This is a genomic window from Helicobacter bilis, from assembly GCF_900198365.1.
Lineage (GTDB): Bacteria > Campylobacterota > Campylobacteria > Campylobacterales > Helicobacteraceae > Helicobacter_A > Helicobacter_A bilis_B.
This window is the reverse complement of sequence record NZ_FZMS01000036.1, coordinates 16,019-42,951: the sequence shown is the minus strand read 5'-3', so window position 1 is coordinate 42,951 and position 26,933 is coordinate 16,019. Positions and strand designations below refer to the sequence as shown.

The 26,933-nt window shown below is 34.9% G+C and carries 21 protein-coding genes; 3 read left to right on the top strand and 18 right to left on the bottom strand.

Annotated elements, in window-relative coordinates; translation table 11 throughout:
- Positions 1-69 precede the first annotated feature (69 nt).
- The 6 genes from C6H08_RS05540 to flgL form a co-directional block, all read right to left on the bottom strand.
- Positions 70-1,239 (bottom strand): glutathionylspermidine synthase family protein, encoded by a 1,170-nt coding sequence (locus C6H08_RS05540; protein WP_034562613.1) that lies wholly within the window; start codon positions 1,237-1,239, stop codon positions 70-72.
- 109 nt (positions 1,240-1,348) lie between these two features.
- Positions 1,349-3,343, bottom strand: a complete 1,995-nt coding sequence (locus tag C6H08_RS05535; RefSeq protein ID WP_034562615.1) for a methyl-accepting chemotaxis protein — start codon at positions 3,341-3,343, stop codon at positions 1,349-1,351.
- 323 nt (positions 3,344-3,666) lie between these two features.
- Positions 3,667-5,082 (bottom strand): D-glycero-beta-D-manno-heptose-7-phosphate kinase, encoded by a 1,416-nt coding sequence (gene rfaE1 / locus C6H08_RS05530; RefSeq protein ID WP_034579003.1) that lies wholly within the window; start codon positions 5,080-5,082, stop codon positions 3,667-3,669.
- Entirely contained in the window at positions 5,073-6,320 is a 1,248-nt protein-coding gene (locus tag C6H08_RS05525) for an NAD-dependent epimerase/dehydratase family protein (RefSeq protein ID WP_052099954.1), read from the bottom strand. The genes rfaE1 and C6H08_RS05525 overlap by 10 nt, the downstream gene beginning before the upstream one ends.
- A 60-nt stretch (positions 6,321-6,380) precedes the next feature.
- Positions 6,381-7,253 (bottom strand): hypothetical protein, encoded by an 873-nt coding sequence (locus tag C6H08_RS05520; protein WP_034579000.1) that lies wholly within the window; start codon positions 7,251-7,253, stop codon positions 6,381-6,383.
- Between the two features lie 47 nt (positions 7,254-7,300).
- Positions 7,301-9,853 (bottom strand): flagellar hook-associated protein FlgL, encoded by a 2,553-nt coding sequence (flgL, locus tag C6H08_RS05515; RefSeq protein WP_034578997.1) that lies wholly within the window; start codon positions 9,851-9,853, stop codon positions 7,301-7,303.
- Positions 9,854-10,011: 158 nt separating this feature from the next.
- On the opposite strand from flgL, the gene C6H08_RS05510 reads away from it, so the two are divergent.
- Positions 10,012-10,506 (top strand): HIT family protein, encoded by a 495-nt coding sequence (locus C6H08_RS05510; RefSeq protein WP_034578994.1) that lies wholly within the window; start codon positions 10,012-10,014, stop codon positions 10,504-10,506.
- 11 nt (positions 10,507-10,517) lie between these two features.
- Positions 10,518-11,375, top strand: coding sequence for an ankyrin repeat domain-containing protein (locus tag C6H08_RS05505; protein WP_034578992.1), 858 nt, complete (start codon positions 10,518-10,520; stop codon positions 11,373-11,375).
- Positions 11,376-12,034: 659 nt separating this feature from the next.
- On the opposite strand, the gene argB is transcribed toward C6H08_RS05505, so the two are convergent.
- Together argB and C6H08_RS05495 are read right to left on the bottom strand one after the other, a co-directional pair.
- Complete coding sequence (argB, locus tag C6H08_RS05500; RefSeq protein ID WP_034579871.1) at positions 12,035-12,889, bottom strand: acetylglutamate kinase; 855 nt, start codon at positions 12,887-12,889, stop codon at positions 12,035-12,037.
- 177 nt (positions 12,890-13,066) lie between these two features.
- Positions 13,067-13,951: an FkbM family methyltransferase gene (locus C6H08_RS05495; protein ID WP_034564268.1), complete on the bottom strand. Its 885-nt coding sequence runs from the start codon at positions 13,949-13,951 to the stop codon at positions 13,067-13,069.
- 451 nt (positions 13,952-14,402) lie between these two features.
- On the opposite strand from C6H08_RS05495, the gene C6H08_RS05490 reads away from it, so the two are divergent.
- Positions 14,403-14,663, top strand: a complete 261-nt coding sequence (locus C6H08_RS05490) for a hypothetical protein (protein WP_034562305.1) — start codon at positions 14,403-14,405, stop codon at positions 14,661-14,663.
- A 604-nt stretch (positions 14,664-15,267) separates the two neighbouring features.
- Here C6H08_RS05490 and C6H08_RS05485 read toward each other — a convergent pair.
- The 10 genes from C6H08_RS05485 to C6H08_RS05440 form a co-directional block, all read right to left on the bottom strand.
- A complete protein-coding gene (locus C6H08_RS05485; protein ID WP_052092589.1) occupies positions 15,268-16,044 on the bottom strand; it encodes an amino acid ABC transporter ATP-binding protein in 777 nt (258 codons plus the stop codon).
- A gap of 50 nt (positions 16,045-16,094) precedes the next feature.
- The gene (gene ftsZ / locus C6H08_RS05480; protein ID WP_005219811.1) at positions 16,095-17,297 is read right to left on the bottom strand and encodes a cell division protein FtsZ; all 1,203 of its coding nucleotides are present in this window, start codon (positions 17,295-17,297) and stop codon (positions 16,095-16,097) included.
- Positions 17,298-17,315: 18 nt separating this feature from the next.
- Entirely contained in the window at positions 17,316-18,701 is a 1,386-nt protein-coding gene (gene ftsA / locus C6H08_RS05475; protein ID WP_004086956.1) for a cell division protein FtsA, read from the bottom strand.
- A complete protein-coding gene (locus C6H08_RS05470; RefSeq protein WP_034580100.1) occupies positions 18,698-20,329 on the bottom strand; it encodes a SurA N-terminal domain-containing protein in 1,632 nt (543 codons plus the stop codon). Before C6H08_RS05470 ends, ftsA begins: the two co-directional genes overlap by 4 nt.
- A gap of 280 nt (positions 20,330-20,609) precedes the next feature.
- The gene (gene nth / locus C6H08_RS05465) at positions 20,610-21,248 is read right to left on the bottom strand and encodes an endonuclease III (protein WP_034562300.1); all 639 of its coding nucleotides are present in this window, start codon (positions 21,246-21,248) and stop codon (positions 20,610-20,612) included.
- 12 nt (positions 21,249-21,260) lie between these two features.
- Positions 21,261-22,721, bottom strand: a complete 1,461-nt coding sequence (locus C6H08_RS05460) for a murein hydrolase activator EnvC family protein (protein WP_034562298.1) — start codon at positions 22,719-22,721, stop codon at positions 21,261-21,263.
- Complete coding sequence (locus tag C6H08_RS05455; RefSeq protein WP_004086968.1) at positions 22,718-23,527, bottom strand: FtsX-like permease family protein; 810 nt, start codon at positions 23,525-23,527, stop codon at positions 22,718-22,720. The genes C6H08_RS05460 and C6H08_RS05455 overlap by 4 nt, the downstream gene beginning before the upstream one ends.
- A complete protein-coding gene (locus C6H08_RS05450) occupies positions 23,514-24,185 on the bottom strand; it encodes a cell division ATP-binding protein FtsE (protein WP_034562295.1) in 672 nt (223 codons plus the stop codon). The genes C6H08_RS05455 and C6H08_RS05450 overlap by 14 nt, the downstream gene beginning before the upstream one ends.
- A gap of 14 nt (positions 24,186-24,199) precedes the next feature.
- The gene (gene trmB / locus C6H08_RS05445; protein WP_034562294.1) at positions 24,200-25,555 is read right to left on the bottom strand and encodes a tRNA (guanosine(46)-N7)-methyltransferase TrmB; all 1,356 of its coding nucleotides are present in this window, start codon (positions 25,553-25,555) and stop codon (positions 24,200-24,202) included.
- A 9-nt stretch (positions 25,556-25,564) separates the two neighbouring features.
- Positions 25,565-26,911, bottom strand: a complete 1,347-nt coding sequence (locus C6H08_RS05440) for a fibronectin type III domain-containing protein (RefSeq protein ID WP_034562293.1) — start codon at positions 26,909-26,911, stop codon at positions 25,565-25,567.
- Positions 26,912-26,933: the final 22 nt, after the last annotated feature.

The window sequence follows — 26,933 nt, the reverse complement described above, 5'->3', positions numbered from 1 at the left end:
AAAATTTTTTCTAGCTAACTCTTATATGCAAAACTTGTTGCAAAGCCATTAAAACATGTCTAATCATATCTAATCAATCACATGACTTACAAATTTTGAATAATTATCAATAATTTCACTGCCTTTCCTAAAGCCTAAGCCACATGCTTCATACGCAAAAAATACATTTGCTTGATAAAATGAGCCATTATGCGTATTAAGTGGATAAAACTCTTGATAGATTGCCTTGTGATTAGCGTATTCCCCATCTTTTGAGCTGATAGGCTTACCATTTGCATCGAGAATGCTGACATTTGCCCCTTCTCTGCCAAAGGCATGTTTTTTAACCTGCTTTTTATTGAGTGGGTTATAACTTGTCTCAAGTAATAGCGGGTGATTTGGATACAAATCCCACAGAATCTTTAAAATGCGTTTGCTTTGAAAAAGGATAGTGTAAGCTGGATTTAGAAAAATCGCCTTTTTGTTTGCCATAATATCATTGATAATCAAGGCTAGTTCTGGCTCATCAATGCTGATATTCTCCCATGGGATAAACTTAAACCAAAATTCAAAGTTTGTATCATTATAAAAGATTCCATCAGTAGGGCTTAGTTGCACTTCATCAACATAGCAAAAATCTGTATGCAAGCCCGCATCATGTGCCATATCTTGCAAGAATCTAATAGTCTTTTCTTCTTCATCACTGCCACGGATACTTGAGAATAGAATCTTCCAGCCCTCATATATCTCATGGAAATTACTCACATCATCACTCAATGTAATAAGGCGTTGAAAATTTTGCGAAATTGCTGTATAGATATTATTAAATTGTGCATCGCTATCATAGCCATTCGCCTTTAAAAGCGCATATTGCACTGCTGCACTTTCATATAGCATAGTCGGCGTATCAGCATTAAACTCTAAAAGTTTAATTGGGCTGCCATCAAGCCCACCAGCTAAGTCAAAGCGACCATAAATATGCCAATGCACATCTTCTTCAAAACTCTGCACGATTGTATCAATGAGTGAGTTTGGTATATCAAGCTCATAGAAAAGATTATTTTCAATGACATAACTTGCCGCTTCTACATACATATCATATAGTTCATTACACGCATCATAATAGGCATCAGCTTCTGCCTCGCTTACATGTATGAGTTCATTGCTAATATAATCTGTATTGTCCGGGTCTGTGTGCCAAAGTAATCCCATGTGTTCAAATTCTTGTTTATTAAAAGGCTTTAGTGTGGTAATACGCATATCTATCCTTTGTGAGTAAAATGTCTGCTATTATAGCAAGCTTGCATAAATATGGCGTTGAAGTCAGCTTGCAATGCTATAAGGATAGATTTATGTTGCAACCTTGTCTTTAAAATTTCTTTCTATTGACATCTTCTAGAATCTTTTTTGCCACTTCATCAAGTGAATTGCCAATTTCTTGAGAATGGTTTGCAATGCTTGCATTTTGCTGCGTAATACTCTCTAGTTGTGAGACAGATTCATTAATCTGTTCTATACCTTGTGCTTGTTCCTTTATAGATTCCGCCATGTCGTTAATGCTTTGGACTAAAACATTTGTATTTGCTTCAATCTCACTTAGAGACTTTTGTGTTCTTTCAGCGAGTTTTCTTACCTCATCAGCTACGACTGCAAAGCCCCTGCCATGCTCTCCAGCCCTTGCAGCTTCAATTGCTGCGTTTAATGCAAGCAAGTTTGTTTGATCGGCAATATCTCTAATAATGCTTATAACATTTTTAATGTCTTCGCTTTGATTGATCACTTCACCCGTTCTGCCTGAGACATTTTGCATTGATGAAGTGATTTGTTCGATTGCAGTCGCTGTTTGTTGCAGTGAGCTTGCTTGTGTTGTAGCACCTTGTGAGAGTATATGCACTGATTCTTCTAACTCTTTTGACTTAGAATCAAGTTCTTTCGCATATTGTGCTGATACCCGCAACATAGACACAATGGAATCTCCAAGCTGATTTAACCCTGCTTCTAGCCCTTGTGCGTTCTCAATCCTTGGTGTGAAGTCATTTTGCTCAAATGATTCAAATACCTTTTTCGCTTCAGCAAGATTATCACCTACAAGCAAGAAAAGCGTATGAGACATTTCATTTAGAGAATCTTTTAGCTTATTTATTTGTGGATTATGGCTTTCATGTGTTACATTTTTGCCAAATCTCCCTTCTTTTGCCTCATTGACAATTTCCATAACTTCATCAACAAGCATAGAATCTTGCTTCAGTGAATGTTGAGTCTTTTCAATATTAGAATCTATGGCTTGAGCCATCAAACCAAACTCATTATTTGCTGTGATTCCAATCTTTGTGGCATGACTTTTTTCATGATTAAGAAATGCAAAGAAATCAACTAAACCACGAGAAATTTGCGTAAGTGGTTTAAGATAGTATCCAACGGCAGCATAGAGCATAAGGCTAATAACTAATGCTGATACAAGCCCAACGCCTATTTGAATATAGCCTATACGAGTGATAGGACCCTCTATATTTTCGATAGGCTCAAAAGAGCATAGCGTATATGTGGCAAACTCATTGCTTTTGCTTGTTTTACATTGTGTTATTTTATCAATGCCATTGTCATTGACTACAAAATCTTCAAAATCTTTTGTTTGACTTGATATTGTGGCAATCTGTTTAAAAATAGGCAGTTCTTTTAAAATAATGTCCTTATTTGTAGCAACATAGGGGATATTTGCATTATCTAATGCAAATATGTTACTACCTGTGGCACTAAGATCATCAAAGACTTTTTGTAATGAAGTCAGTAAAATATCAACACCAACGACACCTATTAGCTGTCCATTTTTATGTATCGGCATAGCATAGGTAACGCTTGGTTCTCCTGTAACATCATCTTGATACGCTTCTGTTTGAAATAATCCATTATTTTTTACCGCACCGATATACCAACCGCGTTGTGCGGCATTATAGCTTTGTCCTTGACCACCCCTTACGCTAAAGGGTTTTGTTGTATTTGTAATATTATCTTCTATAATTTCACCCGTTGGCAAACCAATATAGCTTCCAAGTAGTCCTGCAGTGATTCTGTGTCCCCTTAATAATGGTCCAACATTAGCAATAATCTCTTCCTTAGAATCTAGCTTTTCATAAGGCATAGATTCTATCATAGAGGCAAGTCCTTTAAGTGCCATAGCAGATCGAATATTTACATCTTGTAATATTGAATCTACTGCATACAGTTGTTCTGCTTGTGCATGCAGGGCATTCCCCATTGATACCTTTTTATTCATTATCATATTGCCGATACTAAGTCCTATAATCGCCACAGCAATAATAAAACTAGCAATGAGAGCCACCCGAGTTTTAACAGCTAAATTCACAATTATCTCCCTTCACAATGAAATATTTTTTTTGTATGCTATCAACTTACTTTTTCACAATGAATGTTTTTTTAAGACTGAATAAACATAATATATTGTGAGTAGATGAAGCAGTATCTTTGTAGTTTACGCGATAAACTAAGGGCGTATTCTATAAGATGAGTTTAAATTATTTTTAAATTTCATAAAGTTTTATTTACAAAGTTTATAAATCTACAAAATATGTTTCTTTATTACACAAATAAATTTAACAAAGCGATTTATTGTGATCTTTTTTGCAATATTTTCATATTTTATAATACTTGTTGCGTGAGATATACTTTTTACTCTTGCACCTGCTTTTGAATCTTATCTATAATATTTGTCGTGCTTTTGTTATCGATGAAATCAATGAGTTGCACAGATTTTGCATATTCAGCTCCAACCACAACCTTATCTTTATAGTCTGCACCTTTAACTAATACATCTGGTTTAATTTGTGAGATGAGATTCTTAGGGGTGTCTTCATCAAAGATAATGACATAGCTCACACATGCAAGACTTGCTAGAATAAATGCTCTGTCAATTTGTGAGTTAATAGGTCTATCTTCCCCTTTTAATCTTTTTACAGAATCATCGCTATTTAAGCCTACGATAAGCACATCGCCAAGCTTTCTAGCTTTTTCTAAATAGCTCACATGTCCGTAATGCAGTATATCAAAGCAGCCATTTGTAAAGACTATTTTTTTGCCATTTACATTTTCTTGTATCTCTAAAAAGTTTGTGGCAATCTTTGCTTTAGCGTCTTTTAATATTCTTTTTGGGGCGAGATAGTCTTGTATCTCTTTAAGTGTAGCGGTAGCAGAGCCGATTTTACCGATGACAACAGCAGCAGCAGCATTTGCAAACTTTGTAGCCTCTTCTATACTATCACCTTTTGCAAGTTGCAGGGCAAGGGCAGCAATGACTGTATCACCTGCACCACTTACATCATAGACTTCTTTTGCGATTGTAGGCTTTTTATGCAAAGCTAGATCACTATCAAGATAGGCTATGCCTTCTTCACTAAGCGTGATTAAAGGATATGTTATACTGCAAATCTTACGCATTTTTTGCAAAGCTTCAAGTAGGGTTTTATCGTTATGGATATTTATATGTGTGGCTTCCATTGCCTCTTTTTTGTTTGGTGTAAGTAGTGTGGCGTGCTTATATTTTGCATAGTCGCTACCTTTTGGATCGCACAATACTGGAATATCAAAGCTATTTGCAAGTTTGATTAACTTTTGCGTAAAAGCTGGACTTAGCACGCCTTTTAAATAATCACTTAGAATCATGCAATGATATGCTGTAATATTACCTTGTATATCTTCAAACATGGCCTCATATATATTAGATTCTAAAGGGGTATTACTTTCTTTATCAAGTCTTAGCATTTGGTGTTTTGATGCCATAATACGCATTTTTGTAGTCGTTGGGCGATTTGATTTATAGCAGTGAGAATCTATGCCTTTATTCACAAGAAAATCATGTAATAAACTACCCTCTGCATCATTGCCTACAACGCCATATATAGATACAAAAGCCCCCATTGCGATTAAGTTGTTTGCTACATTGCATGCCCCACCTAGACTAAAATTCTCTTCTTCTATTCGCACAACAGGCACAGGGGCTTCAGGGGAGAGTCTATTCGCACTTCCCCATATATATTTATCAAGCATTAAATCCCCGACAACAAGGATTTTGATTTTTTCTACTGCCATGTTTTCTTCCCTTCTTTTATATCATTATAGATAGATTCTATATATGGAATATAGTCTTTTATCCCAGATTCTAATGTGTAGTTTGGTGTGTAGTTTGGTAAAAAGTTTGTGCTATCTGCTAAAGTGTGATTTTGAAAAAATGGATATGGATTTTTGATATACTGCACTTCAAAGCTTACTTTTAGATTCTCTTTTAGAATCTCAACAATATCATTATAACTACGCGAGATTCCACTGCCGACATTATATATTGCCCCATGCTCTAGCCATGACCGCATAATGTTTTGTGATTTTGCCAAAAAATCATGCCCAAATAATTTTTGCAATACAATATCTTCTGTTTGCGGTGTGTGTTGCATATTTATATCGTTGAAAGCTTTATGGATTCTATGCCATTCTTGTGCTTGTTTATTTTTATCTCTTAAGCCATAGGTTAGCATAAGTAGCTCCATAGCCCTTACATTTGCCTGCACGACATCATGGATACAGACAAAATCTCTTTGTTGCTCTCCAAACTCAAATAGCCTGACTACTCTATCATTTAATGCTTGTAGTGATAGTTGCAATATCATAGATGAAGTTTTGTATTTATAAAACTCATATCTGCCATATACATTAAAATAACGCAAGCCTATAAGCCCTATGCCCTTTTCTTGCAAACTCTTTTGTAATCTCACATTTTCCTTATCCATGCAAAGTTTTGAAAAGCCATAGATATTTTCTGGAATTTCATTTCTACCAACACTATTTGGAATCTTTGTATTACCATAAACTGCGGCTGAACTCGCGTATATAATATGTGCTTCGTGCTTCATAGCAAGTTTGATTAAGGCTTTAAACGCATTAAAATTTACCTGCATAACATGCCGCATATCCATGCAAGTGGTATCTGAAACTGCGGCTTCATGCAGGATATAATCTATCTTACCATAGTCTCTTTGCAATGATTTTAACTCTTTTTCATTTGCAATATCAAGTGATAAGGCCTCAACATTTGGGTAAAGAGAGAGATTCTTAAAATGCCCTAGTGTTGTGGGATTGCCATTAGGGAAAGTCTTAGAATCTCGAAAATAATCAAGGGCTAGAATCTTGCAGTCTTTGTGATGTGTAGCAAAATATTCTACAAGATTACTGCCTATAAATCCTGCTGCCCCTGTGATTAGTATTGTCTTATTATTAAGTATTAGAGAATCTGGCTTTGTTGTCTGTGCTATTTGTTGTGTATTTACGCTTTGCATGAATTTGCCTTATATGTGTAAAGTATTGTGTGATTTTAGCATGTTTTTGTGAGTATTGCTTTAAACTGCTGGGGTTACATAAAGTGGCGTGCAAGATTCTAAAAAATCATTATGTATAAGTCTGTATGGTAGAAATAGTGTTGATAAATCTAAATTATCATTTATGCTACTTGGGGCAATATGAATATACTCTTTAGCATTAGAATCTGTGATAACTATATGTTTAGAATCTGGTTTAAGATAAAAAGACATATTTGCAAATGCTTTTATCTCATTTGCTTGGCTAAAATAAAAGCTATTTGTAGCATATAGCTTAATCTCGCTACTTAAAGAAAGGGTATGTAAAAATACATGCGTAAGCTTTATGGCACTCAAACTCCCAACCCCACGGGAATAATAGATCGCATTTAAAGGCATAAAATATGAAAGTAGATGTAAGGCTTTAGAAAGACTACAATTAAGTTGTATAAAATCTATTTGTGTTTTAGAATCTATTTTTTCATTAAAGTATATATTGTGTTTAGTGTCTAGATTCTCTAAATTTGCACCCTTGTCTATACAATTTGGGCGATTGGCTGAATTAGTTTGATTACTATATATAGAATCTATGGAATCTTTTATATCAAGTGTTTTTAAAACATGTTTTATCCCTTTATTTTCTTGTAAAAAACTAGAATCAATCAGGCATTCAGCTAAACTGCATTTAGATAGCACTTCAGGTGTGAGTAAAGATTCTAAACTTTTATAAGTAGTCTTTTTGTCTAAATTATGCGATACAAAAAGCAAGGGTAAAACATCGCTTGTCTTCCCATCTATACGCAAAATGAAAATAAGCTTTGGTTCTTTAATGCTTGTTACTTTTTGACTTGTTTCTTCATAATAGATTCCAAGTGTCGTTGGACTTCCTATGCTTAATAATATGGCTTTATACATAAAATCCCTTGTGATGAGTATTTGGAATCTATACTAGGCTATCACTATTAATTAAGATAATTCACAAGTGAAAGGTTATTGATGCGATTTGTTGATGATAGCACGGCTTGATAGTTATTACTTAGATTTGTAAATTTATTATAAGTTTCTGCTAAGTCTGCCCCTATTGTATCGCCTTTAATGCCGCTTACTTGCGTTTTAATAATCTCGTTTCTTGCCACAGAGTTTTGGAATGTGCGAGTGTGCGCTCCATTTTTTGATATGACTTTTTCTATATGATCGCTTAAATGATCGATTAATTCAATGCAATTTTGGATTCCAAGACTTTTCATCGTATCATCATATCTTTGCCCATGCAAAGCCCCTGCACGATAGATTCCATCTCTTACAGACTGAATCGCATCATCTAGCCCTCTAAAGAAGTGAATCTTTGGGTCATCTACTACAAGAGAGCCATTTGCATTAAGTCTTACATTTGCGTTTGAATAGCGGATAGCTTCTGGACTAAAGTCATCTTGTGCTTTGTCATAAAACATCATTGTCATACGCGTAATTGCGCGTAAATTATCTTGAATTTCAATCTTTCCTTCACTATCAAAATCAATAGTGATATTTGTCTTTGCTCTATCAAGTAGTTCTTCATACGCATCTTTTTGTGCTTGAGTAGGCTTTCCGCCTTTTACTTGTGCCGCACTAAGAGATTTATCATCTTCATTGCTATAATTTAGGGCAATAGACATAGCGTCCATAAGCTGCCTATAAGTTACAGAATCTCCATCACTAATCGTTACTGCTGGTGGCTCATCATAAGGATCAAACAATGGAATCTTTATGGTTTTATCACTATGTTGTGCGGGTAACTCTAAAAAGCTTCCTTGTTTTGTAAAAGTGATACTTGCTTCAAGCTCTATCCCATTATGATCGTGCAGTTTAAAACCATAGGTTTTGCCATTAAGCGATCCATCTGTTACTTCAATAAGCTTTGTGTGATCATTTGCAAACACGGAAGTCCCTGATAGAGATTGTGAGATATTACCCCGAATCTTTGATCCTAATTGTTGGAATCCAGTCTTTGTATAACTCACACCAAGACTTGAGGTAAAGCCATTTACCTCTTCTTCATTTTCATCAAGCGTTTCAAGGCGTATAGAAAAGCCCCTTTCTCCATCAAATGGTGGCTTCAGTGTATCTGTGCTTTTATTTCGCACATTTCTATCATAGATATTAATCTGTCCATGATCTAGCTCTACATCAACATTGCCACCAAAATACTCTTTAATCGCATCAAATAAATCTCTTACTTCCTGTCCTCTTATATCAAATAATAAAGGCTCACCCAACTCCCTATTGCTAATCGTGCCATCTTTCTCATTTGGCGATGTGCCTGTGATTTTAATATATCGTGTTGGCACGGATAGAATATCTTCTAGCTTTGTATCTATCTCTGTCATTACATTATCTTTGCGGATAAGTGTCGTTGGGATGTGTGTAAGGCGATTATCATATAAATCATTCACACCCTTAAGATTACTCGCACTAAACTCTGAAGTAAGATTCTGACTGCTATATACCTGCACTCTTGCCCCAAGCTTCTCAAGGTCAGTTAGATTCTCTACATCAGCTTCACTAGAAATCATGTGAAAGTCAATACTAGAGCTACCGGGCTTCAAATCTTTAATCTCAATTTGCCCCCAATTATTTAGTCGCACATCAACGACTTTTGTTGCATGTGTATTGCCAAATGCCTTGCCGATTCTATCAAGCAGGTCTCTCACCGTTGTAGCATTCTTTGGATTTGTAAAGCCCACATCTAGGGCAAACTTTTCTTTAAAGCTTTGACCGCGACTATTCACCCCTTGCACATAGAAATACTCTTTTCCATTATTTCGTGGATTATTATCATTATCGCCTATTAAGTCTCTAAGCGTATCATCTTCTTTAATATACACTTCAGTTGGCTCACTATGCTTTTCAGAATTATCCATAATTGCTGGGTGAAGTCGCGTTTGATTAAGCATTCGCCCATTTGTTGTAATAAGTCTGTGTTTATCATTATCAAAACCATAGAAAAGCTCTTCACCTGTAATATTAAATGGGACTAGATTCTTAGAACTCACAAGTGCGCTTAACTCTTCATCATTGCCATAATAATTCCCCACAGAATCAAAAGGCTGCACATCAACTTTACTTCCCGCAAAGATAAACTTCCCACCCACAGAAGTATTTGCAATGCTGATAATATGTGCTTTTGTAGCCTCTAAATCCCTTGCTAATGCTTCCCTTGAAGTTGGTGTGTGTAAGTCATTTGCCGCATGTAAAAGCTTTGTTTTAAACTGCACCATCGCAAGTGAAATCTCTTGCAAAGCCTTATCTGTATTTAGAGTTTGAGTTTCAGCAGTGCGTGCTACATCTATGCCTTGCTGCAAAGTCGTTTCATCATATTCTAGTTTTAGATTCTGATTTGACACACTTGCATCTTGCCAACCATACTGAATCTTTTTGCCACTTGCAATCTTTGTATTCATATCATTAAGGTTTGAGGTAATATTGCCATTATTATTTAGCATTTGATTGTATTTTGTCCCAAATGTTACTCTCATTATCGCAACCTTCTCTTAATTTTCACAAGGCTAATCAGCTTGTGTTTATCTCTGTTTAGAGTATTAGCAACGACTTAAGCAATTATCATTCCATTAAAACTTAAATATGGAATAACATTTGCTAAAACACATATAAATTATAAAGTTAAGGGGTTATTGTGCTATCACATATCTATTCACCATGGCGAAGTGGCTACTTTTCATCAGATTGCAGTGAAGAATGTGTATTTTGTGATATAGCAAATAATCCACATAATGACACAAATAATCGTGTCTTTTATAGAGATTCTATATGCTTTGGCGTTATGAACTTATACCCATATATGCCCGGTCATTTTATGCTTATCCCACATAAACATATTGACACACCAACACTTCTATCACAAGAAGAATGGCAACATTTAAATACCTTATCACAAAAGGCTATCGCCATGCTAGAAGAGTATGGGGCAAGCGGTATAAACATGGGGATAAATATCAAAAAAGCAGCAGGAGCAGGTATCCCAGAGCATTTACACCTGCATTTTGTCCCGCGTTTTATAGGCGATACAAACTTTATTACTAGCATTGCAAATAGTCGTGTGTATGGTGTTGATTTTGATTCTATTTATGATAAAATTTCATCTCTTGCAAAGAAGCATTTATATAACTAAAAGGGAATAAAATGAAAAAAATCTATGTTTGTTTATGTTTTATTTTTGGAATCTTAAAGGCAAATCAATATGATTATTTGCTGTTTAGCCATGTTTTAAGCGATGTGGAAAGTGGCTTTGACCTAAAAGCTGATGTAAATGCTAGATGGCAGGGAAACACGCCGCTATATACCGCAGTAAAAAATAATCATTTAGAAATCGCATATTTACTTATCATGGGTGGGGCTGATGTAAATGCAATAAATCATGGCAAAACTGCATTACACGAAGCAGCACGCAATAAAAATGCCTATATCACACAACTTTTAGTAACCGCTGGGGCAAAAGTAAATATACAGGATGAAAGTGATGGTAACACGCCCTTGCATTATGCGGCATTAAATAGCGATAGACAAACGCTTAATATCCTTACAAACGCACAAGGCGATATGAATGCCCCAAATTTTCAAGGTATAACTCCAGCCCAAATTGCAATGAGAGAGATTACAATCCCTCCAATAATCATTGAAGACTACAATCTTGCAGTAAGTGCGAGTGCGTTTAAAATCACAAATAGTGCGGTTACTTTTAATATTAGAAATCTTACAAATGAGCCTTTAGTTATCTTTAATACAGGCTTATATCTTAATGGTAACTTAATCGCAAGTAGTCAAAAGCCACTCACAATCCCTGCTGGCACAACTATCACAAATATCAATACTATACCCATTGGCACACATGGAATCTACGCCTTAAAAGTCGATAAAGATGGACAAGTCGATATTAAAGCTGGATTTAGCATTGACTATCAAGCAGAGGGCAGAATGGAGAGAGCATTTAATAGCACAACAATGAAGCTAAGATTATGGAATCCACCACCAAAAAAGTAAACAAAACCTAGAGATTCTGAAAAATAGCTTATTGGCATTTTGAGAGTAATTTTTATAGCATTATGCTATGTATCACAACCTTTAGAGATTCAAACATAAGCCATAAGTTAGAGTATCTTTGTAAAATTTAGCAACTTAGAATCTTAAAGCGGTTTTTTTAAACACAATAGGCAAATTTACCTTATTTCCTATTTTATTATGAATCTATAAAAGTTATTGTTTAAAATGCGTAGAGAGTGAATTGGATTTATGACACATTTATATTAATAATGCAAGACATTATAAGTGTAGATACAACTTGCTGTTACACTATTGTTCAATATATCTATAATTTATTGCAATCTCAACTTAGATTTTGTTTTGCATGAAATCTGAATTCTAAAACAGCTTGTTGCGTTGAAGAACACGAAACTTCTATGTATATGTGTGTCTAAACAAAGTTTAGATTCCGTAAATATGTTTTTTTACTCAACACACAAAATAAAGATTTGCAACAAACGCAAAGAACTTAGAGTCTAATTGATCTGTACCCCATTAAAGCTAGAAATCCAATCTCTAAACATTTTAAATCTCAATATACTAAAAGGGGTAGGGGGGATTTAACTATCTAAACAATATGCGATAAATCCAAGCAAGATTTTAAGAATACAAGATAGAATCTATTTCTTTAATATCGCTGTGCCTATGCCTTTATTTGTAAAAAACTCTAGAAGTAGGCAATGTTGCACTCTTCCATCGAGTATATGCACACGAGAAACACCATTGTGAATAGCATGTATGCAACTTTGTAGTTTTGGTATCATACCACCGCTTACTTTGCCTGTGTCGATAAGATTTTGTGCCTCACGCAAACTAAGCTCTGAAATAAAAGAATCCTTATTATCATAATCCTCATACACGCCCTCAATATCGCTCAAAAATACAAGCTTTTCAGCATGTAGGGCTTCAGCAATCGCACATGCTGCATCATCGGCATTAACATTGTAGCTATTATGATCACTCCCTATACCAACAGGGCAAATCACAGGCACAAAGCCATCTTGCAAAATCGCACTTACAAGTGTCGTATCCACATGCACTACTTCGCCAACATAGCCAAGATTTTCACTATCCTTTGGTCGCACTTGCAGCATTCTGCCATCTTTGCCGCTTATGCCGCATGCTTGCACACCAAACTCACATAGCATACCCACGATGTCTTTACTGATTTTATTTAACACCATTTCAACGATTTTCATCGTATCTTTATCAGTAACCCTTAAGCCATCCTTAAATTTTCTTTCAATCTTTACGACTTCTAGCCATTTGTCAATATCCTTGCCCCCGCCATGCACGATAATAGGTTGGAATCCGATTGAATGAAGTAGGGCTACATCGCGTATCAAACTTTTTTGCAATTCTTCATTTAGCATGGCACTTCCGCCATACTTTATCACCATTGTTTTGCCACGGAATAGCTGGATATAGGGCAAAGATTCTATTAATATTTTTGCCTTGTCTTGCCACTCTCTCATTGACTTTTCTTTGTCCATTTGCGTATCCTTTTGGTTGTAGAAAAAGCTTATTGTAGCATATTTATTGTGTGAATATTATTTTATTGTTTCTTATAATCTGGCACAGCGTAAAGTTTTGATATATTTTTGGTTTGTTTGGCAGATAGCCATACAATGTAATTATATTTAGAAACTAAATTAATATTTATATTCAACATATAAAGATTTTACAAACATAATATCCCACGCATTTTGTAGCAATACGCGATAGCCTTTTGTGTGTAAAAAGCCTATTATTTGCTCTTTAGATTCTGTGTAATTATGCTCTATTGTCATCACGCTGAAGCTATATTTGTCAAAATCTATGCCTTTTAGCACTTCCATTTCACCACCCTCAACATCTAAAGTCATAAAATCTATATGAAAAATATTGGGGTAATTTTGCATAACTTCATTAAAAGTTGCTGTTTGCACTGAAAAAGTCTTAGTTTGCCCTAACTCATCAAGGCGACCTTTATGGTGCTGTGTCAAGTTTAGCTCTAATGTATCAAGCACAGAACATTCAGAATCTGAAGCTACAAGGGCTGTTGTGCCGATATTTTTAGAAAAAATCGCAAGATTATAGGTATCACATTTTCTATTTTTCTTTAATTCTTCAAAGGTTTTTGGATTGGCTTCAACGCAAAATCCATTCCACCCAAGTCGCTCAAATAAATAGCTATTATTAATATTCACTCCATCATGTGCGCCTATATCGACAAAAAAGCCTCGTTTCTTTTTATGCAGAATAGAATAGGCTAGGGCGTCTTGTCCAAGCTGCCCACAGAATGTTTCATTTTGCAGGTTTGATAGCCATAGAGAATCTATGAGATATTCAACTCGATTTACCTTTTCCTGCATGTTGAGTAAAATGCTCTCATTGCTGTATTTTTTCTTCTTACGCTGATATACTGGGATACCAAATAATTTATATCGCTTTCTTATGCTGTTTTGAATCTGTTTTTTATGTGTCGTGAGTAGAGGGATACCCAATATCTTTCTTACTTCCTTATTGCCATCTATCTCTTTACTGATAATACCCATGCTAGTCCCTTATATTTTGATGTCAGCTATTCTACAAAAAAAAAAAAACGATTCAAGGGATAATGAAAAATAGTCTTAGTTTTATATTTTTAATTTGCATTAAGATTGCATGATGGAATACAAAGGATTCTATAATTTAAGAGTTTTGGAGTTTCAAAGCTATTTCATTTATAGAATAGGGTAGGTCGGTGCAATCTATTCTTACAACAAGCCTTACTCTATTACTAGATGTATTTAATGATACTAAAAGCATTTAAAGTTATTTATATGGTAATTTTATAGTCAATATAATCAAAATTTCTATATATTTTTACTAAATATTTATGATTATTAGTAATTAATTAATAAAAAGTAAATAAAATTTCATGTTAATCTTTTACACGAATGCAGAATCAGAGTGTTACAAAATGATGAGTTCTTGTGAAAGTAATCTTAATTAAGTGAGGTTGAAATGACTATTGAAAATTTTGAACATCAGCTAAAAGTGCTGAAACTGAAGAAAAAAGAATTTGCGGCAATGGTAAATGCGGGATATACTGGGGTTGTAGGCTGGAATTCTCGTGGCACAACGCCTGAATGGGTAGATAGTTGGCTTGCAAACTATGCGAAAGCAAGGAAATATGATGAGATTAGAACAATCATCGAAGATAAATTAGAGGCTGATGATAGAGAAGAGGATAAGGCACAAATTTATGGAGGCATGAATATATAAGCTACTACACAAATCTCTTATATGTTTGCTTTGATATTTTTGCAACGACATTACAGAAAAGTTGTTGTGTGTATATTTGCTATCGTTTTATTACATAGCGTTGCAAGATTGAAGTTTAATTCTTGCTTAAATCTCTCTTTATTTCTTATCAATTTATCTTATGGATATTTTTAACCCATTGTGTTATGTTTTTTGCAATATAGGTTTAGGTTAAGGCGGATTCTATTGATTCTATGTAGATAAATTCAAAAGCATGTTAAATCAATAATAGCAAAGAATTTATTATGCTTTTATTATTGATGATTGGTAAGAAGTTTTATTGTTTGATATATAGATATAAGTCCAGCAAAAAAAACACGAATAAACTAAAGCTTGCATAAAAATATGGGTTTCTAGCGGATAACCCCATACATGTTTTGCTACGCTTATCTACGAGTTGCGAGAATGATAAATAAAAATATATGAAAACTTAAATTTTCAAATTTTTATTTATTCAAGGCTCTATCTCTCCCCTTCCATCTTTAGAAAGCAAAAAACATATAACTTTAAACCTGTTATTCAATATGGAGTTACAAATTCTGTGTAATTTGTTATTTATAGCATTTCACTCAAAATCAAAAATTGTTAAAAATTGTTTGGCTCTTTTTGTTTTTGGTGCTTTAAAGAATTCTTGTGCCTGACCCTCTTCAGCTACAACACCACCATCAAAAAACATAACTCTATGACTGATTGCTTCAGCAAATCGCATTTGATGAGTTACAATAACCATACTCATGCCATCAATTGCCAACGACTTTATAACTTCAAGCACTTCTTTTATCATTTCTGGGTCTAGGCTCGCAGTTACTTCATCAAAAAGCATAACTTTTGGATTCATACAAAGACTACGAACGATTGCTACTCTTTGTTTCTGTCCACCGCTTAGATCTCGTGGATAATGATGTATTTTTTCTTCTAATCCAACTCGCTTTAGCCATTTTAGTGCGTCTTCTGTGGCACTTTCTTTGGTTTTTTTAAGTATCTTACAAGGTGCCAATAATACATTATCAAGCACATTTAAATGTGGAAAAAGCTCATAACTTTGAAAAACCATACCAATTTGTTGCCGCAACACACGCCAATTTGAGTTTGCTTGAATTGCTTTTCCATCGAAGATAATTTCCCCAGAATCAATACTTTCAAGCCCATTCAAACATCGTAAAAAAGTGCTTTTACCGCAACCACTAGGACCGATAATTGAAACAACTTCGCTTTCTCTAAGAGAAAAGTTAATGCCTTTTAGAATCTGGATTTTGCCTTGTGCTTTGTTGTTAAATGATTTGTATAAATTGCGAGTTTCTAGTAAAACTTCACCGGCTTCATGATGGTGTATCAAATCCATACCCCTAAATGCAATACAATAAAAGTTTGCATATTTATAATTTTAATACTTTAATCTTTTTGGTTTCTAATATATGTTGGCGTGTCCAAATCATCGTCATCATAATCGCCACTGCTAATTTTTGTCGCTCTATGCACAAAAATATCTGGTGTGGAAGTGAATAGATTTGGCTCTTTTTGTGCCTGCTGCCCTGCTACTTCTTGTTGTGGTTGAGCTACCTGCGTTGCAACTTGTGGCTTTGCTGGAATCTCTTGCTGTTTATTTGTTTCAAAGCCTGTTGCGATAATAGAAACACGCACTTTATCCATCTCAAAATCATCTCGTGGCATAGTCCCGAAAATAATATCCGCATCGTCTCTTGCGGCTTCTTGAATAATTGCCATAGATTCTGAAATCGCAACAAATGGGAAATTAGAGTTAAACTCATAATTCACAATCACACCCATAGAACCATTAATAGACATATTGTCAAAAAGCGGTGAATGTATTGCATTGGTGATTGCATCATCGGCAGCATTCTCACCCTGCCCTTCACCTATACCCATTAATGCTAAACCTCTGTGACTCATAACCGTGCGTAAGTCTTCAAAATCCACATTGATTCCCTCATCAGAGTTATTTAAAATCACACTTGAGATTCCATTCACCGCACGCGCTACAACATCATCAACATAACTCATGCTTTCTTTATAACCTGTATTTTTACCGATTACACTCAGCAATTTTGTATTAGGAATAACAACGATAGAATCACACACTTCATGCAACTCTTTTAAGCCCTCTTCTGCCAACTTCGCACGGCGACTGCCCTCATAGGCAAAAGGTTTTGTAACAACACCAATAGTTAATGCACCAGTCTCTTGTGCAGCTTTTGCAAAAACAGGGGCAGCACCAGTCCCAGTCCCACCACCTAGTCCAGCGGCAATAATGATAAGATCGGAGCCTTGCAGGGCTTGTTTAATATCATCATAACTCTCTTCTGCGGCTTGTTTGCCCTTTTCTGGTTTCATACCTGCACCTAAGCCTTTTGTAAGCTTTCTACCTAAAACAATATGATTTGACACAGGGCTGTTGTGCATATGCTGCAAATCAGTGTTTGCTATCATTAAACGAATGCTTGAAAAAGTGCCTTTATTCTTTAAATGGCGAATAGTATTATTGCCACCACCACCTACACCGACAACCGTTATAACTGGAGCATGTCCTATTTCTTCGTTTGGTATTTCTCGTAAATCTACTTCATTGTTATTCATATTTTCACCTTTAATTGTTTAAAATAAATCTTTACTCCAAGCCTTGATTCGTTGTAAGAATGAGGGCTTTTCGTCCTGCGAACTGCTTGTATTCCCAGCTTGATTTTCAAGTCCATCAGCATTGGGCTGATCTAAATCCCGCAAATCTATCTGAAAATTAGAGTCTGTTTGCATTGTCTGTGTTTGTGTTTCGTAATCAGATTCTACCATATTTAACGCATTATGCCTACTCCTAATGTTATTTTGTGAATCTTTTTCATAATTGGTGAAGTTTCCTGCACCATAAAGAATAAGCCCCACTACAACAGAACTACTAGAATCTTTTAAGTTATCAAATAAGCCATCTATCTCAGTAGGACGCGCCAAACGCACAGAAAGCGGGCTAAACGCAGCAGAAGCAAACTCTCGCATACCCTTTAAATTTGCCATTCCACCCGTAAGCACCACGCCTGTTATCTGTTTTTTTAATCCACTCGTGCCAATAGAATCTGATAATATCCGCAAGGTTTCCTTTACCCTATCACCCATGACACAATATATATCACGCAAAGGAACATCAATGGTTTCTTCATTATTGCCTATACGCGGGATTTCAAGAACCCTGCCCTGCTCTTCTGCACTAGGCAAAAGATTCCCAAATTTAATCTTAATTTCTTCAGCAACTTTTAAAGGCGTATTAAGAAATCTCGCCATATCACTTGAGATATGATTAGAACCTACGCCAAGAAAATCGTTATAGCACATAGAGTTACCATCATAGACCATAAGCTCACAAGTTTGTGCTCCCATGTCAATACATGCTACACCCAAATCTTTCTCATCTTCGTGTAATACCGCAATTGAAGCCGCATAAGATGCAAGAACAATGTTTTCAATCTCAACTCCAGCCAGTCGAATAGCCTTTTTGAGATTCTCTAAACTTGCAGTCTGCACAGTAACAATATGAGTATCAACCTCTAAGCGACTACCCGTCATACCTATAGGATCTTCTACATGCTCTTTATCATTCAATCTAAAATGATGGGGAAGTACATGCACGATTGAATAATCCTTTGGAATCCCAGCATTATGCACAGCAAAACTCAATGCGGCATTGATAGTGTCGATATTAACTTCTCTATCCATCACATTAGCACTGCCGCTTACATTTATGCTTTTTGTATGCGCACCAGACAAGGATACTATGGCTTTTGAGACATCCACTCCAGCCATTAGCTTTGCTTCGTGGATACTCTTTCTAATGGCACTGCCAGCCTGCTCTATATTTACAATTGCACCTTTCTTAACACCTTGTGTCTTACATGTCCCAGTCCCAATGATTTGCACATCAGAACCCCTAACATCAGCAATAATAGAGCAGATTTTTGTTGAACCAACATCAACACCTAGAATAATCTTATTCAATTCTGCCTCCTATAGTCAATAACCTTATAATGTTTCATAGCATATTCAAACATAGCATTTCTAAGATCTCTCACCTTTGCTTCTTGCAGGGCTTCATCTTCTGCATTCGTAATATTTACTAGATCTGCATAATTAGGCATTTCTTGTTTAACAACTCTAAATAAAAGTGCCTTGTCGCCACCAAGAAACACAACGCCCTCTTTTTTATTATATCGCATGATATAATCTAGTGCTTGTCGTATGTCCATGTCATTCAGACCAAGTGATAGTAATTGCTTATGAGATTGCATATTTTGTTCCTGCCATAATGATAAATGTAGTGGCACGACATTTCCTAGACTCTCTCCACTTATTTGTGAAAGCTTGGTATATGCCATTTTCTTAAACTCATCATTTTGTTTTTCTAGCATTAAATCCCTACTAGCTAACTCCTTTGCTAACTCAAAACTAAGTGCTTGTTTTGGAATCTTTTCGGTAATATAAGGGATAATCCAATGATCCTCGCTATACTCTAAAGGTGCAAGTAAGCCCTCACCACCGCTTACCGCAGTGATCAAAGCAGAATGACCACTTCCATCATCATTAAGCTGCAAACTATACAATGGAATATCTTGTAATGCTATATCTTTAATATCTAAATCGCCATCAAAGTGTTTTTGTAATAAAGCGATACTTTGAGATTCCATTGTGGTGATAACATTGCTTGTTTTAATCTGTAAATCTTTATTATTTTCAGCAATATTTTTGCTTATAGTCGCCATATAAGAACTAGCAAAACCTAAAATCGCTTTGCGATAGTCCGCTTCTACTTCCTCTAAGGCTTGCTCAAATGTTAGATTCTTATATTTTCTCTCATTGTCTTTATAGAACTTCTCAAGCATTGCCCTATTTGTGTTAATTTCACCCATATCAAGTGCCATATATGCTATCTTATAGCTTGCTGGTTTATAATACTTTTCTTTATTTCTTTCCCAATATGAGCGAATTTCAGAATCTGTTGTTTGCAACACAGCATTTTTTAGCACAGAATCTTTATGTAGCAATCTTAACTCCACAAAGTCTTTAATCTTCCCTGCACTCATAAAAGCGTTTGTCTCAAGTGTAGAAACTGGTGCTAATGGAAAATTTTGCATTTTTTCTTGCAACAAAGCCTTTGCTACAAACGCTTCATAATCAGCGGTATTCCAGCGATTTGCTTGCAATAGCTTTTCGTATTGTTCTTTATTAAAAGTATGCGTAGCATCTTGAAATTCAGGCGTATTAAGCAAAGCCTCTAGAATCTCATTTGAAGTTATGCTTACACCAATGTCTTTTGCAAGCATTTCTAACAATTTTTCTTGCACTAAGATTCTAAAGGCTTCTTGTTCTATTTCTGGCATAGGCTTACCATCATCTGGTAGCCCCACTTGACGCATGTATTCAGCAACATTATCATAAATTTCATTATATTTTCTCTGGTATTCTTGACGGCTAATATATGTATCGCCAACCTTTGCGACACTATCGCTTGATACTGCGGAGAAGCCACCACCACCCCACTCTACCATGCTTGCAAAGACTAATGCCAAAGCACTTACCCATACGGTAATAACTAAATATTTCTTGTGCTTTTGCATCCATTCTAGCATATACAATTCCTTTTGAAAATAATAAAAATTTGAAACAATAATGGTCTATGTTTTTTGACTGAAAAGCTTTGCCATTATAGCAGAAAAAATACAATATTTTATAAGTTTAGCTTGTTATTTGCAATTTTTAGTTGATGTTATATTTTGAGTTAGATGTAGGTTAATGTGTGGTAAATATCTATATTATTTATGCGAAAATTTCTTATAAAATAAGACTTTGAGAATCTCGCCCTACCCTGCCCTAGTTTATAGAGATTCTATTCTTAAAGATTCTGAAATTTCATTGCGGTTTAAAATTTGCCTTACTTACACAATATATTGCTACAAAGCAATCATCACACATAGGCTTTAATGCCTTGCATTGATACCTACCAAATAGCACAAAGGCTTGGTGCAAAATATTAAGATTCTCTTTAAAAGCTTTTGTTAGATCCTTTTCTGTATCAATCGCACTTTTACTCTTGCTTAAACCAAGTCGATGACTAACACGAAATACATGTGTATCAACTGCCATATAGTTCATGCCTAAAAATTCCCCCAACACGACATTCGCACTCTTTTGTCCGACACCACTAAGCGACATTAAATCTTTTTGATTTGTGGGAATCTCGCCATTAAATTCTACCTCTACCTTCTTTGCCATTGCGATTAGATTCTTTGCTTTTGCATTAAAAAAAGAGACAGATTTTATAAATTCTATGACACTCCCTAAGTCTGCCTTGCTTAATTCCTTTGTGCTTGGATATGCCTTAAATAATGCTGGTGTTACCATATTTACGCGTTTATCAGTACATTGGGCTGATAACATGACGGCTATTAATAACTCATATAAATTTGTATATTGCAATTCGGTTTGTGCGTCTTTATAATGCTCCAAAAATGAGTTTTTAATATTTACAATGCGTTCCTTTTTTGTCATTTACACTCACTTTTAATTCTTTGCCATAACTTCTACTGGGTTGATATGCTTTCCATTTTGCACGATTTCAAGATTCAATCTATCATGAATGCGCCCAATGACATATCCCCTTTTTACAACAAAGCCTTTCTTTAAAGTGGGGGCAATCTTATCAAGCATAGAATAGATTGTATGCATTGAGTTTGCATGCTCCACAACCACCACCTTTTTTAGTCCGGGCATTTCTTCTGCATAGATGACTTTGCCATCCATGATATTATAGACTTGTGCGTCATTTTTCTTTGGTTTCAACACCACGCCATTATTAAAGATTTTAATCTTATAAGCGGGATCAATATAATCACCAAAAGCCTGCTCTATCACATAAGAATCAAGTGGAGCCCCCGCCCTTTTGCCTGTATATCTTGCAGTTTCTGGACGCTGATATACGCTATCAACACGCTTTAGCTCTTCAAAGCTATTAATAGTATTTGACGCTTCAGCTGAACTCACTGCCGCATCATACTTTCTTTGTATCGCCTTATTTTGCTCACCTAAGAATTGTTGTGCTTTTTTGCTATCTGTTTTTGCGATTTTCTCTGCTTCGGCTTTCGCCTTTTTCTCTGCTTCTGCTTTTGCTAGGGCTGCTCTCTTTTTCTCTTCTTCTATTTTTCTTTTTCTTTCCCGTTCTAATTTTGCTAGTCTTTCCCTTTCTAGCTTTGCTTTTCTTTCTGCCTCTTGTTTTTTACGGATTTCTTCTTGTGTATTTTTCTTTAAGATATTTAACTGCCCCAAAAGTTTATCAAGCTCTTTTTTTTGCATATCAATGGCTTTTAATCGCTGGTTATAAACCTGCATTTCATTACGCATATTATCTACTAGAATCTTTTGTTTAGCTATCATTGTTTGCAAATCTTGGTGTCTTGTCTCCTGTGTAGTAATAATTTGCGTTACTTCCTTAATGCTGCTATTAATATCACTAATCTGCTTTACTATGCTTCTTTGCTGCTTTTCAATCTCTTTAATCTCGTTTGTTGTTTGCTTTTTTAGAATCTTAAAGGCTTCTCTTGTTACCATATCCTCAAGGTTTAAGCTCTCTTCATCATCAAGCACATAGGCAATAGTCATGTGTTGAAGTATGAGATTTGAAAGCTTTGTTTGTGATTGATTTAAAGAAACATTTAGTGTTGCTAGATTATCTTCAAGGGTTTGCAGTCTTGCTTCTTGGCTTTTATTTTGGTCTTTATTGCTTTCAATATTTTTTGAAAGATTCTGAATCTCTGTGTCAAGCTTTTTAATCTGTTGCATATTATTGTTGATGTTTTGTCCCAATGTGCTTAACTTTAGATTGAGATTTGCCCTTTGTTTATCGATATTGCTTTTTTGTGCTTCATTTTTTTGTATATTTTGATTAATCTCATTTAAATCTGCCGCCATAGCACCATAACATAAAAATGCACTAATAAGGATAAATCGCTCAAGGCATTCTCTCATGCACGCGCCTTTGATAATATCACAAATATAACGCAGCAACTAGATGATATGAAAGCAGCTAAAAAAAGCTTTATAAAATCTGGTGGAATGCGAAATATATTTAATCCTATGTTTAATGCTTGTAATGTTTCAAGTGTGATTTGCAAATTTGCCACATAAAATACAAGGATAACGATAAAAAAACTTGCTAAAAAAGAATCTATTAGGGCAAGTTTAAATAAGCTTCTATTGCGTATCCAAATATTTGCCCCCATAATATCCATAATCTCCATTTTATCCTTATTGACATACCGCCATATCTCAATTTGCTTTAACATAAGCATAAAGCTAACAACTGCTAGAATCACCGCAAAAGTAATAACGCTGAACTTAATAAAGCTAAGTAAAGTATAGTTTTCTAAATGCCTTTTTGAAAAAGTATCAACGGATAATACATTAGGATTTTTTTTCAACACTGCTTCAATCGTGCTTAATCTCTCTGTGCTTGGAAAATACTCTAAGCTTAAGCTATAAAAATAGGGTAATTGCCTTGTTAGATTCGTAAGATTTGTATCGTTAATATCTTTTGTAAGTTTTGCAATAGAATCTTTTGGATTAATCTCTGTTAATGCCTTTGCTTCAACTATTTTTTTACGCACAGAATCAAAGCTAATGGGCTTTTTAGCCGTGATTCCAATAGCATATTTTTGTGTAATAAATCTTTCTTGGTTTGCTACAATACGCTCTAAAATAAGCAGACATTGCAAACTAAAAAGCATGGTAATAAGTGGGACAAGTAATGATAGGTGTTGTTTAAGCGTATTCATGTATTAAGCCTTCTTTAATTTCTATTTTTCTATATTTTAGATTCAAATGCTTTGGGATTCTATGTGTTACAACGACTATTGTAATGTTTAATTGCTCATTTGAAGATTTTAAAAGTCCCCAAATCATATCGCTAGAATAATCATCAAGATTCCCTGTAGGCTCATCACAGAGAATAAGTCTTGGTCTATGTGCTATTGCTCTTGCTAGGGCTACTCTTTGTTGCTCTCCACCGCTTAATTCCTGCGGATATTTATTTGCTTTATGTAAAAGGCTAATGTGAGAGAGTAATTTTTCTGCTTGGGTTTTTATCTCTGTTTTTGGAAATTTATTAATAATCATAGGTAATGCGATATTTTTTTCTACATTCCAATCTTGTATAAGCTTATAATCTTGGAACACAATCCCCATTTTACGCCGCAAAAGCATGAGTTTATGACTGCTAATCTTTTTCATATTAGAATGCAAAACACTAAGCTCACCTTCTTGCACGCTGATATTGCCATAAATGGAACGCAAAAGTGTGCTTTTACCGCTACCACTCGCACCTGAAATAAATACAAAATCTTTGGGATATATACTAAAATTTGCATTTTTTATCACAAGCCCTGTGCGTTTGTAGCCTAGACAAAGTTGCTTTGCTTTTATAATCGTATCCATTTATAACCTTTATGCTAGTTTGCTGTTTTAATAGAATCTTGTTTAGATTCTAGTTTATTGGAATCTTGCTTAGAATCTAGCGTGATAGAAGCAGATTCTATAGCTTCTTGCAATATTTTACATAAAAATTTGTGTGCTTGTAAATGAGAGCGGATAGATAAGGGCTTTTTTAGATAATGTAATTTATGATTAGAATCTAGGATTAAATAAGTATTAAAAGGCATATAAAAACTACCAAAAGTAAGATTAACAATGCTTATATTTTCACTCGCACTAGATTGTGTGGAGTATATATCGCCGATACTAATGAATATAGAATCTTGTATCCACTTCTTATTGCATAAAGATTCTAAAATCTGCATCTTGTCATTTTGAGACATAGCTGAAAAATCTCTTTTGGATTCCATGTTAGATATTTCGCTTCGCTCAATATGACAATCTTTAGAATCTAGAATCTTTTTTAAATTTGGCAAAGTAAAAGCACCCTTAAGGCTATCATGATTTTGCTGTCTAAAATCATGCTGGAAAATACGCATTTCATAAATGTCCTTTTTCATATTACTCCATCTTGCCTCATATTTACTTACAATATCTATATCTCTATTTTTTAGAATCTCAAAATGCGTAAAATCGGCACTCATCGCTTCTTTTATACTATCTAACACATATTCATAGTCATCACTACGCAGATTGATATGCCCTGTATCTTTTAAGATTCTAAAACTATTTTCTAAAAATTCCCTGTGAAATACTCTTCTATGCTTTGCCTTATTCCAAGGCACTGGAAAATGTAGGAATATGGTCTCCACACTCTTTTTACTTAAAGCTTGAATGCCAAGCCTTGCATCAAAATCACAGATAAATAGATTCTCTAAATGATACAATTCTATCGCATTTATAACCTGTCTTACTGAAGGTGTATGAATCTCAAAGCCCAAAATTAGTTTTTGTGGATTTTTCTTCGCTAAATCAAGGATATGTCGCCCACTACCAAATCCAATTTCAATATAATCTGGTTCTAGAGTAGATAAAGATTCTATATCGATTAAATAACCCAACTGCATACCCCTTGTATGCTTACTTTGTGTTTGATTTAAATTATGTGTAATTACATTAAGATGAGATGCGATAAATTGCAATACTTTTTTAATGAATAAAAGATTGCTAGGACGAGTGATTTTATCAACCTTATATAAAAAATCATTTGCCCTTTTCACACATCGTATAAAAAACATCTCTTCTTCATGGATTATAGGGATTAAAAAAAGATTATTAAATCTCTTATTCACAAGCATTTCTTTTATAATAAAATCATCGTGTGCTATATCGCTATCATATATAAACATGTCTTTGCTAATAAAATGCGGCATATTTTAGCTCTACTTTTTTGCTGAATCTTGCTTAGCTGTATTTGCATTTTGTGGCTCTGGCGATACAGGTTGTGCTGGTTGTAAAACTGGTATATTTGGTGCTGTTGGTTGTGGTGCAAGTTGCAGGGTAACTTGTCTGCTTCGAGTAGATTCTATACCATATTTATCCACACCTACAACATGATAAGTATAGCTTACACCCTCTTTTATATCCTTGTCGGTGAAGCTTGTGTGTTGTGCTTGATTAAATTTATTGTTTGAGCCATCACTGCCACTACGATATATAATATAGCTTGTTGAACGATTATCACTTGCTCCTTCCCATGCGATTATTGCACTTGTATTTTCTATCGCACCTTTTGTTAGATTTGGTGCAAGTGGTGGTGGAAGTGTCTGTCCGCCAACGCCATTTTCTTGCAAGTTTGATTCCAGTTTATATTTATCAATCGCACTGACTTTATAATATCTTATAGCCCCGTGTGAATCTATCTTGTCAGTATAAGATTCCCTTGTTACAAAAGCGATTTTTCTATAATTATCATTTAGAGTATTTGATACATACACATTATAGCCAATCACATCTTTGGACGCACTCTTATCCCATTCTAGCCAAATTTCACGCATTCTATTTTGCGTGGTTTTAATGCCTGCTACAACAGGCGGCAATTCCCTTGTTTTGCCGACTACTAGCTGACTTGGCACGGATTTTGTGCCATCATGACTTTGTGCTATAACTCTGTAGGTATGCTCTGCTCCATTTTCTATATTTCTATCAAAAAATTCTACTAACATGCGATTTGTTGTCGAACCAATGGCAATGAATTTTCCTTGCTTCTCTTGCTTTTCAATAATATAGTTCTTTACAATAGGATTTGGACTAGGACTCCAAAAAATCTTAATCTTTTGTGCGTAATCTTGCGAGGCATATACAAAGCTCACAGGATCTATAAAAGAAGTTTTTACTTTTAGTGGTGTGCTTTTCTTTGATACTTTAGAATCTTTTCCTACTGCTGCAATCGCATAGGTATATTCAGTTTGTGGTTCTAGCTTATCATCATAATAATGCGTTGAAAAGGCATTTTTTATGACAGCGATTGTCTCAAATTCCTTCTTTTTATTCTCGCGATAAATCACATAGCCATCAATATTTGTTGTATCTTCTGGTGTTTTCCACTCAAAGCCAACAGAGGTTACATCAGGCAATGCACGAAAGGTTTTAACCACAGGTAAATTAGGATCTATCTCATCTTTTATACCAATAAAACTAAAGATTTTTGAACTTGAACATGCAGAAAATACCACCACATGCAATAATAAAAATAACATAATAAGGCATTGTCTATATACATAAATCATATACTATGCTCCTTGTAATATT